The sequence below is a fragment of the Paenibacillus sp. SAF-068 genome, from assembly GCF_051967555.1.
Classification (GTDB): domain Bacteria; phylum Bacillota; class Bacilli; order Paenibacillales; family Paenibacillaceae; genus Paenibacillus.
In genome coordinates this window covers 1605974-1618550 of record NZ_JBQCJX010000001.1, presented here as the reverse complement: position 1 = coordinate 1618550, position 12577 = coordinate 1605974, and the positions used below count along the sequence as shown (strand labels likewise).

Here is a 12577-nt window from a genome sequence, read left to right as displayed (position 1 = left end):
TACCAAAAAGACACGAAGCTCTCCCCCCTTCATGTCTCTTGCCCGAGTTCACTTACACTGGTTCCATTGTTAAAATGCCCCATACGTTCATATCCCGTTACTGTATACTGGCGTTATATTCATCACGAATAATTAATTCCGAATAGATCAGCTTGCGTTCATATGGTTCATCCGGGTGTCTGATGCGCCACAACAGCTGGTCTACCGCTCTCGTGCCCAGATTCTCTTTGTTAATATGCACCGAAGCAAGAATGGGTTCATCCGTCTGCGTATTGTCAAACCCGGTCACGGCACAGCGTTCAGGAACCTGAATCCCTCGGCTTCGGAGTTCCTGAAGGACGATGACAGCCGTATGATCATTCGCACATACGAAGACTTCCGGCATGTCCTCCAGCTTCATTCCAGCAATGGACCTCCGAATCTGATCATACTCTTGTCCCAGCAAGTCTTCTTGCTGTTCTCCATGCAACTGCTTCTCTTCCAGCACTGTACGATATCCAAGCCAACGTTCTCTAAAACTTGCCGCATCGGGCAGTTGCCCGGCAAACTGGAACCTTCTGTACCCTTTACCAACGAGCATGAGAACCAGTTCTTTCATACATTTCATATTGTCCGTAAAAACCGAGTCTGCGTATACGGCCGGGTCTTCATGGTCCACCATTACAAGCGGAATACGCAGCCTGTAAATCTCCAGCAATACGGATGTCGAGATGGTGCCCACCGTAATGACTCCGCTGATTGCTTCGGGATTAAGGACCGAGAACATCCGATCTGAAGAGGGTTCTGTCAGCGTTAAAATATCCATTCCCTGCTCATTCAACCTTTCAGAGATGCCGTCAAACACAGGACCCCAGTACAAGGACGATCGATTCTGAGAACGAATGTTGGGAAACAAAATCAATATCGTGCCTTGTCGCTTCGCTTCTGGCTTTATCTCCGCTGATACCTGAATCTCACCCGGATAACGCTTCGGTTCGGTTCTAAAATATCCAAGCTGTCCCGCTGTTCTGACAATCATCTCGCGTGTGTGCTCACTCACACCAGGCTTGCCCGTCAGTGCACGGGAAACAGCGAATTTGGACACCCCCGCAGCATCCGCAATTTGCTGCATTGTTACTCTTTTGGCCATCCTACTCACCCGTTTTTCCTGATTTTTCATTCAGTGTAGCATAAAAAACAAAAATCAACAAAACAAGTTATGTTATTCTGATTTTTGTTAGGTTGTTGATTATCTGTTACACCACATGCACGACATGACCAAAAAAAGGCCCTTTCCCCACCTTCCTTGGAAGATGACGAAAGGGCCACTGTCCTTAATTATACGCCTGGTGCTCCCTGATCACTGAGTTCCGACTGTAAAACCGGGCGTTTTCTGCGCCAGAAGACAGACTGTGGAAGCTTGATCTCTGTAATCAGAACACCAATCAACATCAGCGCTGCTCCTGCATATCCTTGCAACGTTAGTGATTCCCCTTGAAAAGTAAATGCAAAGGCCGCTGCAAACAGGGGTTCGAGTGAGAAGATCAGACTCGTTCTTGTGGGAGAAGCATGACGCTGTGCGAGTGTCTGCAATATATATCCCAAGCCGCTACACAATACACCCAAGCCGAGAATGGCTGCCCAGGATTCAGCCGTATCGGGCATACGTGGCGTCTCCAACATGAATGTAGCTGCAATTCCCCACATCGCTGCAACACCCAATTGAACTGTCCCCAATGTTAGTGGATCATGCTTCGGCGTAAACTTGCCAGCAATCATAATATAGATGGCATATACCAGTGCTGCAAGTATGCATAGAATATCTCCCGTGTGCAGACTCAACTCATGTTGAAGCGTCAGCAAGCCAAGCCCGGTAACGGCAACCAATATACTTAGTGTCAATCGTTTATCAGGCATACGACGATGCTGGATCGTCGTCAGGATAGGTACAAAAATAACCGCCAAACTGATCAGGAATCCAGCTTGAGATGTCGTTGTTCGTTGTACACCATAGGTGATGAATACAAATGCAGCAAATAAAGCTGTCCCCATAATGGCTCCTGCCACAAGTGTTCTGCGATCCATGTTCAACAACCGCCGATGGAAAAGAAGTCCTGCTGCAATAAAGGCAATTCCAAAACGAAATGCGACCAGATTCAATTCTTGCATGGACTCCAGGCCCGATTTCATAAACAGATAGGATGATCCCCAGATGACCGTTGCGAGCAGCATCTGTATATCCGCTCTTCTTGTTGCCTGACCTTGATTAACCTGTACACCATTCATCTTGCTTCAACCTTCATTCTATGTATTCTGAGCTGTGTGATCGTGCGTCAAACTAACTCGCCTTGGCAAGTATAAACGATCTCTTTGCATTATAAAAATGAATATTTATAATAGATTATATGAAATAAACTCATGTATCCAAAATGGGAAGGAACGGAACCATTCATGTCACTCATCAAATATGAAATATTGAATACCGTCGTGGAATATGGCAGTCTCACCAAAGCAGCAGAAGCGCTGAATGTCACCCAATCCGCAGTCAGCCATGCCATCGCAAGTCTCGAGACCGAATGTGGTTTTTCACTGCTCCATCGCGGCCGCTCCGGTGTGAGGGTCACTGCTGAAGGCGAGCGCATTCTGGGATATACACGTGAGATCCTGCGCTGGACGGAACTGATGAACCAGGAAATCTCCCTCATTCGCGGTGCGGAGATTGGCACTGTGCGAATCGGCACCTTCGCAAGTGTCTCTGCGCAATGGTTGCCAGGCATCCTGAAACAATTTCGCCTGCGTCATCCCGGAATTGAGATCAAGCTGTGGGAGGGCGATTATGCTGAGATTGAGGGCTGGCTGGCTGGAGGTGCCATCGACCTTGGATTTCTATCCCTGGGCGATTCCTCCCCTTTTGAGACGATCCCATTACAAAAAGACAGGATGATGTGCATCCTGCCTCTGGATCATCCTCTCGCTTCAGAGGAATCTGTTTCATTTGATATTCTACTGGAGCAACCCTTTATTCTGCCCAAGTGGGGCGGGGATAATGAGATTGAACGACTAATCCGTCAGCATGCAGCCAAGCTCAATGTCGTCTATGAAGTCGCAGAAGATCAAGCCATTATGGCGATGGTCCGTAATGGTCTCGGCATCAGCTTACTACCGGAAATGGTACTTCAAAATCATGCTGATGCACTCGCGCTCGTGCCACTCACTGGAGATCCGTATCGCACGATCGGCATGGCCTGCCCGTCTTTGGGCAATCTATCGCCAGCTACGCGGCGTTTCATTGAAGAAGTGCAGCAGTGGCTTAGCTTGGCTATGTAATTTTGAAGAATTCACTACCTGTATCGTTATGATCGATATCACCTATCCGCTACTCACAAATTGTATGACCCCGAGGGTCAGCAGCAGTACAAATATAACCGCAATCGTGATGCCAAAACCAATAAGGAAGCGCACGCCAGGTGAGCGTTTATTCTGCTGGCTGCCTCCCAGGTTATCCAGCTTTCGCTCAATTTGATCCAATCTTTCATTTACTTGCTTCAGATCTTGATTGGAGTTCATACATCCATCTCCCTTTTCTGCGTATTCGATCTATTTCCACACCCGATCCAGCTGATCTGCGTAGTAACGGATGGCTCTGTTATAGTCATTGATTCTCTTATCACTGGATGTATCCGCAAGTTGCACGAGCAGTCTTTGCATCGCTTCTGCATGTTCCCCCAGATTATAGAGCACCATGGCATAGAAAACTTCAAATTCCCGGTACGTCGGGAATTCTTCCATTCCTTTTTCAAACCAAACCTTTGCCTGCTCGTACTGTCCAAGCGTTCTGTATGTACTGCCTAGTCCGAGTATTGCTCCTGCTCTGTCCTCATCAGGTAGTCCAAGACTCAGTGCCTTCTCATAATGCGGGACAGCCTCCCGCTCCAATCCAAGCGAATCATGTGCCCACGCCAGCTGATACCAGACATTCGCATTCTCGGGTTCCTGAACTGTAATCTCTTGCAGTAGCTCAATCGCTTCCTGCACCTTGCCTTCTTGTCTCCATCGTACGGCCTGTTCCAAATTACTCATGATGTCACTTCCCATCTTGCATTATATTTCCCACATATATGATTCAATTGTTTTATTATACCAAAAAAGCACACTGCAGAATATGGTTTAACAACCAGAGGCTGTCCAAACGCTATTCCAACGTGTGCTTTTACATGCGGTGAAGGTTGTTAAAGCAACCTCTCCCAAGCTGAACTTTAATTATGCTGATTATGACCAAGTCGTGTTCGCGACCATCACAATAAATACAAGCATGAGATAGTTCACCGAGATCAAAAAGTTCACTTTTGCCCATTTCTCATCATCCTGTGTCTTCAGTCCGCTAAGTGTATGCACAAACCAGATCAGTCCACCCACCAGTGATACAATCAGAAATACCAGACCCACGTAGTCGAAGTAATACAACAGGAATACAGCAGGAAGCAGCAGAAAAACATAAGGGATCATCTGAAACTTGGTGCGTTTCACCCCTTTAACCACCGGTAACAAAGGGAAACCGGCAGCACGATACTCCTCTACCCTGCGAATCCCCAATGACCAGAAATGTGGTGGTTGCCAGAGGAACAATAGCGCGAACAGTAACCAGGCTCCCGCATCAATTTCATTGGTTACAGATGTATACCCGATGACAGGCGGCATCGCTCCCGCAATTCCACCGAGCGACGTGCTCCACGTTGAACTGCGTTTCAACCACATCGTGTAAATCACAATGTAAGCGAACCACCCCAGCAGTGCCATCCAGCCTGATAACGGATTCACCAGGAGATACAGTACTGCTAGTCCAACAACGCCCAGAATAACGCCATAGCCAAGTACGAACCCTGGCTTCAGATGGTTAATGTAATCCATCCTTTTTTTGGTGCGCTCCATCTTTTGGTCCAATTCACGATCCCAATAATTGTTGATCACACAAGCAGAAGCAATAACCAAAGTTGATCCAATCACGACCATAAGCAGAGATAACCAGTTGATATCCCATTTTGAAGCTACCCAGAATCCTACTGCTACCGCAAACACATTCAGCCTTAGAAGTCCGGGTTTAGTTAATGCAATCATGTCTTTAAGCATGAGGCTCCTCCTGAACTATGTAAAAACGCCATTCCAATAATGATACATGTACCTACCATTAATTACAATCGCTTTCATGAATTTGTCATAACCAAAAAGCATCCCTCACCGTTCCAATGAACCGGAGGAATGCTTGTATGATGAATTCATCTTATTTTTATGGGATGTATTGTTGCACAATTTTGGTAACTTTTCCATCCTGCACCGTCAGATGATACGGGAATACGGACAGATCAAGAATACGGGTATTCTCATACAACGATTCGAACTTGGATAATGTCACTGGTTCATTCCACTGAATGTCAGCGCCCTGCATCGTACCATCCCGATCATACAACTGCATCAATACTTCAGCGTTGGCACTAACCTCAACCTGTTCCTGCTCTTTGCTGTCATTGACAATATAGTATCCATCTGGCGCACCGTCTATACCCGCTTCCGGATTGCGCTGTGCAAAAACGGCATCGGCTTCTTCACCCTGATACCAGCCAATCTTGTCCACTGTCATAAACAATTTGCCGTCTTCCATGTGCATACCTTCAACATAGGCTGTAAACATCTCGGAGTTCGCAACCTGGCCGTCTTTGGCAGAAGGCTGTTGGGCATCTGCACTTTCTTGCGCATTTGCAGGGGTAAGCAAATATGTAGTCAGCACAATCATGCCAAGTAAAGCAACAGCTGCACCGATCATTCGTAGTTTCCATTGTTTTGCCGCGTTCTTCATGGGTAACATCTCTCCTTAATATGAACGTTATTATTCCTTAACCGGAAGTCTTCCTTATCAAACGCTCAAGTGGACTATTCATTCAACGTTCTTTCTTCTCCTATCATACTTGTTAGGTGGAATTTAAAAGTATCAGCCAGATTAAAAATAGTTACAATGAACGTCATTACTCCTGTCTGTAATCTCCGTAAACATTAAGAACCCCTGAAGACCTCGTCATTCAGGGGTTCTTGTTAAGCTCCGTCTTTTGGCAGGTTTGAAGACCTGCTCTAGTATTCCTTATGCTTATGCATCAATGTTAATCTTAATGATTGGGTGTGGAGCTTTGTGCCAAACGAACGAGCATATGGGCCAACATGTGGCGTTCATCTTCCTTGCCGACATTCCAGAGTTCCTGAAGCAACTTCTCTTCACGGTTACGGGGCTCTTCGTTAGCAGCCAGATGATCCGCTACTTTCTCGGCAATTTTGGCCATCTGTTCCTCGCTTAGTCCAATTGATTCTCCCATGGCAATTCGCTTACCCAGGTATTCTTTGAATGCATCAAAGTTCTGTAAAATTTGCTCTCTCTCTTCCGGTGCAATCTTCTCGATTGCATGATCTACCTTGTCAGTTGAAACCTGGCCATCTTTATGGATTACATGATTTTGTTCATTCATTTGAATAACCTCCAGTTTAATAGTTGTTTATTGTCTTAAAGCTTTAGACTTCATAATCAAGCGGTTATCTATAATATAAACGTATTGCAGAAGTTTAATCAGTACATTCCATTCTGTATAGATCTTCTATGGATATGCGCAAGTACGCGTTTCAAAAGAACGACAGCGGTTAATCGTTTACATATACGTAAGGGCGTTTGGATATGTTAAAGAACACCTTACAACTTATATAATATCGAACCAGGAGGGATTTCCATGCGTGATAAAGCGAAACATGAGAAAACAAACGATGAACTTGAACCAGGCGTGAATACCGTGATCCATCCAGACAAAAATAATCCCGGACCAACCGACATGATCGAAGGCGTGGTTGGTGATATCGTGGACAACATTCGCAAAGACTTCTCCCATGACTCGAAAGACGAGAAGTCTTCTACCAAGCCTAAGAATTCATCGGATAAATGATCGTCCTTTTTCTAACGAAGTTAACCCCAAAGACCTCCCGCCTATTCATGGCTTGGGAGGTCTTTGGGGGTCATGGAAAAATGATATTCTACTTATTCAAACTGTTCGGATGATGAACTCCACTGTTAATCCTTTGTCATCTGCTGTAACGCCTTATGAATCCAGATCGCGGCAATGGAACCCTCGCCCATTGCAACGGTTGCTTGTTCTGCGTGCAGTCCCAGATCCCCGGCTATCCACACATTCGTCGCTGCCTGCAAGCTGCGCGGATCAGCCTCTACATGTTTATTATCTGCGATCACAGCTCCAAGCTGCTCTGCCAATTCATAGTGCACCCGATTGCCTCCAAATGCGATAAATCCACGCTCCGACTCAAAAATCTGTCCATCTTCGGTCAAAACACCGGTGATATGGCCATCCTCAATCTGTTGCACTTCCTGAACCGCCGCTTCCAGATAACGCACTCCCGCTTCTTTCATGCTGCGGTGGAGCTCTGCAGATATGGGGGCCTGCTCATGATTGATATATAAGAGATCATTCGTGCGTTGAATTAAAATCATCGCCATATTGGCACCTGCTTCGCCAGATCCCAATAATACCGTACGTTGATCCTGAATCTCATAACCATCGCAATCAGGGCAGACATAGACTGTTCGGCCCAGCGTTGGGGTTAATCCCGGAATATCCGGCACTCGATCCGATAGCCCTGTTGCCAATAACACAGTTTTACTCCGATATTCAACGCCGGAAGTACCGAACAATTGAATCTTCTCTCCATGACGGCCTGCTTGCACAATACGGTCTTTCTCAAAAGATATACCTGTCCGCTCTGCCTGCATCCTGCCTCGGGCTCTGAGCTCTTCACCGGATATCCCATCGGGGAAACCAAGAATATTATGATAATTCCGGCACAACGTCGATCTGCCTTCACCTGCGTCGATTACCAACACCTGATGAGCTGAATAACGTCCAAGCTGAATGGCTGCCTGAAGCCCTGCGAGCCCTCCGCCTACGATAATGCAATCAACCTCTCGCATGCTCCTTCTCCTCCTGAACTTTATATATTTTGTCCTTCTATACATTAAACCGTTCAGCCAAGCCTAAACGATTCCTCATATTGCTTATCTTATACCAAAACAAACAGACCCAAACCATCCGCCTGTATCACGGTTCGTTTGGGTCTATCCAATTCATAATGGTTAGAAGTTATATGATTCAAATCGCGAAGCATTCGAAATGGCGTTCCATACATCGGCTGTTTCGCCGCCCATATACCAGTAAGCGAGACCGGCAATCTGCCGTTGCTCACTCATCAGCACTTTCGCTGATAAAGAACGGCTATCCTCGGCCCATATATATCTTGGCATACCGTTACTGTTGTACCCGATAATATATTGAACCAGACTTGCATCCCATCGTCTTACAGAGCCCGTGGCATGCGCACGCGTTCCCTGGTCTGACAGTGTAATATCCCAAGAACTGGTTGCCGGATTCACTGAAGACCAGTCTCGTGTATACAACGGAAGGGCCAAAATCGTTTTGGCACGTACCACCTCGGAGAGCATAGTATCCAGTGCCTTTTCCACCCATGGAAGAGACGCCACGGATCCTGCTATCGGATCACCGTTCCAGTGTTCCTCGTATCCCATTAGCACCATATAATCCGATACAGCGCCCAGTTTGGCATAATCAAATGCATCCGTCCAATCTGTACCCAGGTCTGGTGATACATCCACAGACACCACTGCACCCAGTGCGTGCAACGTAGCCGTCAGGGAGGTGACAAATGCCGTCAACCCTTCACGATCCGCAGGATCGACATTCTCGAAGTCCACATTAATGCCGTCCAGTTTATAGGTTTTGACATACGCGGCTACCTGTGAGATCACTGCAGCTCGATTGGCTGAGCTGGATAACATCTGATGCGTAAGTGCCGAATCAGAACGATTCCCAAGCAATGGCCATAACTGCCTGTCTGTGGCGGATGCCCAGGAGATCAATGCCGGGTCCGCGTGATTTGTTACTTTCATACTGCTGTTCAGGAAAAACCAGCGCGGGACAAGTGTATTCACTTCAGACTGTTCCACCTGCTTCTTGAATTCAGCGGTAGTGGAGTTATATTGCCAGCCCAACTGAACACCGAGTTCATCTCCACGTTGTAACTGTTCAGACCATGTTTTCTTTTGTAAAATGGCGTCAAGCATGACGGCAGCTTCTTCGCGCGTTACCTGATCATGCGGTCGGAACATGCCGCCACTTCCCCGCATCAATCCAAGTTGATATACCGTCTGCACATAAGGGCGTGCCCAGTCCGAGACATCCGCTGCGTCGAAGTACGTTGAAGATAAGAGTGACGTCTCTACGGGTTGTTGTTTTAACATCCGAACAAGAAGTGCCGCCGCTTCTTCTCGTGTAATGGAAGCATTTGGCTGGAACGTCCCCTGACCCTTTCCCTCCAGAATGAAAAGATTAGTCATGGCCGCAACATTGCCGTAATACCAAGCATTCATGCTTATATCCTGGTAGGGATTAATGTTATTTTTAACAGGCTTCAAACCTAGCAATCTCACCGCAAACGACGCAAACTCTGCACGAGTAACGGATTTCTTTGGTTCAAACGTAGTCTCTGACGTGCCGGCAGCAATGCCTTTGTCTACCAGATGTGTAATGGCATCCTTCGCATAACTCGTACGCGTATCCTGAAACTGTTGCTGCACGGCGGCAGCCTGAACGCCAGAACTGTACCCAGCCACCGACCCAAGTGTTAATAACCCGCATAAAGCTATCTTCCACACACGTTGGTTTATTATGTCTTTTAATCTATTATTCACATCAAAAAGCCTCGCTTCATTGGATTACGATCAACTATCATCGTATCAAATTGAAGCGAGGCCGTATGTGGTTAAATGTTGGGAAATGCGAAGCTTACTTGTTTACTTTTACGCGCTCTTCAATCGGTTGGAATTCTTTCTCACCCGGTGCTGCCGTTGGTTTACCAAATGGCATCTGAGCGATCAGTCTCCAGTTCTCAGGAATGTTCCACTCTTGCTTCACTTTCTCGTCAATCAACGGGTTGTAGTGCTGCAAAGATGCACCCAGACCTTCTTGTTCCAGAGCAGTCCAGATCACCAGTTGCAACATACCGTTGGATTGGTTAGCCCAGATCGGGAAGTTATCTGCATAAGCCGCAAAATTCTGTTGAAGCTGTGCGATCGCATTATTATCTTCAAAGAAGAGGACCGTACCATATCCGCTGCGGAATCCAGTCATTTTCTCTGCTGTGGATTTGAAGGCTTCTTCATTTCCCACCACTTCACGCAAAATTTCTTCTGTGTGATTCCACAATTTATCATGTTGTTCACCGAGCAATACAACAGCACGGGATGTCTGTGAGTTGAAGGAAGTTGGTGTGTATTTCACCGCTTCTTCTACGATTTCCTGGATTTTAGCATCCGAAATTGTAGATTCCTTGCTGATTCCATAATAAGATCTTCTGTTTTTCAACGCATCAAAAAAAGTAGTCATTCTTATTCGCCTCCCAAATTTTTTATTCAATTGCCAACACAGTAACTATAATATAGTAACATACAATAGTCAACAAACTAATTTATTTTCACTAAATATATTTTCGACAAAAAGTGACAGATGTAAGCTTAAAATCAGCCATTGGAGCTAACTTTCACTCGCTCGCCTTTTTGCGATAATCCGCCCGATACTTCTCTTCGGTAGACGAGTTGCTTTTCGTCTGATCCTTATTCTTCTCTTCCTGAGCCTCCATATTCAGATCTTCCATCGGAATTGGATCTACAGTCTGTTCTTCTTCATATCGGTCAAGCAGACTTTCGTGCTCTGTCTTATATTGTTCGGGATTGTCAGGGGATTGATCCTGACGGGGATCGCTGTTATTCTGATCCGGTGTGCGTTGTTTCATTCATAATCGCCTCCTCTGGGTTCATTACCTTTCTTTACCTGTTCTAAACGCCCTCTAAACACAGTGCAATACATTTCTTGAACGAAAATCAACAAAAAAAGCCAACCAGACAAGCTGGTCAGCTCTAAGAAGACTTCTACGATTGACGATGCAATTGGGTACGGTACAGATCAGGCGAACATCCCACACTTTGTTTGAACATCCGGCTAAAATGCGAAAGGCGTTTGAAGCCGGACAAGCGGCTTGCTTCTGTCACAGTGATCTCCGGTTGGAACTGAAACAACAGCTTCGCCTGATTGATGCGACGGTCATACAGGTATTTGAATATCGTCAAACCTGTCATTTCCTTAAACATGCCTGCCAGATATGGCTTGGATAGATGTAATTCCAGTGCCATATCATCCAGACCAATATCCTTCATATAATGGGTATCCACATATCGAATAATATGCTGCACATGCCGCTCCTTCTCCGATGAAGGAAGTTGTTCTTCAACATCACCCTGGCAGATCTCTGCTACAAAATACAATAGATCACATAGTCTGACATTCATGCGCTCCTGCCTGAAACTGCTCTGACTTTGAGACAGAAGATGAAGATCTTGCAATAGAGCTTCAAACTCGGAGCGGCTATCTCCAGTCAGATTGACCCGGCAATTTCTGAGTTCTTCAAATGGCCTCAATACCTCAACCATACGGTCCGGATGCAAACTGCTGCGAATGGCAGACGGATCAAAATGCAGTGTACTTCGCTCATAAGCACTGCCGGGCTTCGGATGCGGTCGATGAAGAGTCAAACCATGCATTAACACCAGATCACCCGGCTCCAGGTTGTATACCCGGTCTCCTATGATATACGTACATTCTCCCTCATGAAAATAATAAATCTCATAATGTGGATGTGAATGGAATCCATCTGACTTGCCCGGATCAAATGTACTGGTGGAACGATAACTATACTCCAGTGAAGCGCTAAATTGCATCATGCTCGGCACATTCATGCACCTCCTATTCGGAAGAGGAACGATTCGTGTCATGTCCCTGTAGGATATATGAAAGTGAACTTATAGAAGCTGCTTAATACTCTTTTGAATCTCATCCATGGAGTCGATCGGTTCGAAACGTCTGACCACACGACCCTCTGCATCAATCAGGAATTTGGTAAAATTCCATTTGATCGCATCACCATGTAACCATTCTGGTGCTTTATCAGCCACCATCAATTTCAATAGTTTGGCCTGTATATCTGTTTCATCAAAGCCAGCAAAAGGCCCTGATCTTTTCAAAAAGTCGTAGAGCGGGTGCGCCGCTTCTCCATTCACATCCAATTTCGAGAACATCGGAAATTTCACACCATAGTTAATCTGGCAGAAGGATTCTGCTTCAGAACTGCTTCCAGGCTCTTGCTCTGCAAACTGGTTGCATGGGAAACCAATAATCTGAAGTCCTTGCTCCTTGTACTGGTCGTACAGCTTCTGCATGTCATCGAACTGGTGTGTATATTTACATTTGCTTGCCGTGTTGACGATGAGCACAGGTTTTCCTTCATATTGATAGAGCGGGAATCGCTCTCCACTGGTTCGGGTTACAGTAAAGTCGTAGATGGTTGGCATAAGTTTAGTGCACCTCGCGATAGTTATGTAGTCATACAGCATCATATGATTTTATATTATATACGAAGTTTGAACTATTGT

The 12577-nt window shown here is 46.0% G+C and carries 15 protein-coding genes; 2 read left to right on the top strand and 13 right to left on the bottom strand.

The window, feature by feature from the left end; all coding sequences use genetic code 11:
• Positions 1-97: 97 nt before the first annotated feature.
• On the bottom strand, positions 98-1129 hold the full coding sequence (locus ACTHPG_RS07330) for a LacI family DNA-binding transcriptional regulator (protein WP_440388457.1): 1032 nt from the start codon (positions 1127-1129) through the stop codon (positions 98-100).
• A 188-nt stretch (positions 1130-1317) separates the two neighbouring features.
• Entirely contained in the window at positions 1318-2265 is a 948-nt protein-coding gene (locus ACTHPG_RS07325) for a DMT family transporter (RefSeq protein WP_440388455.1), read from the bottom strand.
• A gap of 165 nt (positions 2266-2430) precedes the next feature.
• On the opposite strand from ACTHPG_RS07325, the gene ACTHPG_RS07320 reads away from it, so the two are divergent.
• Entirely contained in the window at positions 2431-3306 is an 876-nt protein-coding gene (locus ACTHPG_RS07320) for a LysR family transcriptional regulator (RefSeq protein ID WP_440388454.1), read from the top strand.
• A gap of 42 nt (positions 3307-3348) precedes the next feature.
• Here ACTHPG_RS07320 and ACTHPG_RS07315 read toward each other — a convergent pair whose 3' ends face one another.
• The 5 genes from ACTHPG_RS07315 to ACTHPG_RS07295 all read right to left on the bottom strand — a co-directional run bounded on the left by ACTHPG_RS07315 (position 3349) and on the right by ACTHPG_RS07295 (position 6488).
• Positions 3349-3546, bottom strand: coding sequence for a hypothetical protein (locus ACTHPG_RS07315; protein ID WP_440388453.1), 198 nt, complete (start codon positions 3544-3546; stop codon positions 3349-3351).
• Positions 3547-3576: 30 nt separating this feature from the next.
• The gene (locus tag ACTHPG_RS07310; protein ID WP_440388452.1) at positions 3577-4059 is read right to left on the bottom strand and encodes a tetratricopeptide repeat protein; all 483 of its coding nucleotides are present in this window, start codon (positions 4057-4059) and stop codon (positions 3577-3579) included.
• Positions 4060-4248: 189 nt separating this feature from the next.
• Positions 4249-5106: a heme o synthase gene (gene cyoE / locus ACTHPG_RS07305; RefSeq protein WP_440388451.1), complete on the bottom strand. Its 858-nt coding sequence runs from the start codon at positions 5104-5106 to the stop codon at positions 4249-4251.
• A 157-nt stretch (positions 5107-5263) separates the two neighbouring features.
• Positions 5264-5830, bottom strand: a complete 567-nt coding sequence (locus ACTHPG_RS07300; protein ID WP_440388450.1) for a hypothetical protein — start codon at positions 5828-5830, stop codon at positions 5264-5266.
• 304 nt (positions 5831-6134) lie between these two features.
• Positions 6135-6488 (bottom strand): DUF3243 domain-containing protein, encoded by a 354-nt coding sequence (locus ACTHPG_RS07295; protein ID WP_440388449.1) that lies wholly within the window; start codon positions 6486-6488, stop codon positions 6135-6137.
• A gap of 255 nt (positions 6489-6743) precedes the next feature.
• Here ACTHPG_RS07295 and ACTHPG_RS07290 point away from each other — a divergent pair, with 255 nt between their 5' ends.
• On the top strand, positions 6744-6953 hold the full coding sequence (locus ACTHPG_RS07290) for a hypothetical protein (protein ID WP_440388448.1): 210 nt from the start codon (positions 6744-6746) through the stop codon (positions 6951-6953).
• A 125-nt stretch (positions 6954-7078) separates the two neighbouring features.
• Here ACTHPG_RS07290 and ACTHPG_RS07285 read toward each other — a convergent pair whose 3' ends face one another.
• From ACTHPG_RS07285 to ACTHPG_RS07260, 6 genes are all read right to left on the bottom strand, one after another.
• Entirely contained in the window at positions 7079-7990 is a 912-nt protein-coding gene (locus ACTHPG_RS07285) for an NAD(P)/FAD-dependent oxidoreductase (protein WP_440388447.1), read from the bottom strand.
• A gap of 162 nt (positions 7991-8152) precedes the next feature.
• Entirely contained in the window at positions 8153-9784 is a 1632-nt protein-coding gene (locus ACTHPG_RS07280) for an S-layer homology domain-containing protein (protein WP_440388446.1), read from the bottom strand.
• 94 nt (positions 9785-9878) lie between these two features.
• Positions 9879-10478 (bottom strand): nitroreductase family protein, encoded by a 600-nt coding sequence (locus ACTHPG_RS07275; RefSeq protein ID WP_440388444.1) that lies wholly within the window; start codon positions 10476-10478, stop codon positions 9879-9881.
• 154 nt (positions 10479-10632) lie between these two features.
• Positions 10633-10884, bottom strand: coding sequence for a hypothetical protein (locus ACTHPG_RS07270; protein ID WP_440388443.1), 252 nt, complete (start codon positions 10882-10884; stop codon positions 10633-10635).
• A gap of 136 nt (positions 10885-11020) precedes the next feature.
• Entirely contained in the window at positions 11021-11884 is an 864-nt protein-coding gene (locus tag ACTHPG_RS07265; protein WP_440388442.1) for an AraC family transcriptional regulator, read from the bottom strand.
• A gap of 63 nt (positions 11885-11947) precedes the next feature.
• Entirely contained in the window at positions 11948-12496 is a 549-nt protein-coding gene (locus ACTHPG_RS07260; RefSeq protein WP_440388441.1) for a glutathione peroxidase, read from the bottom strand.
• Positions 12497-12577 lie beyond the last annotated feature (81 nt).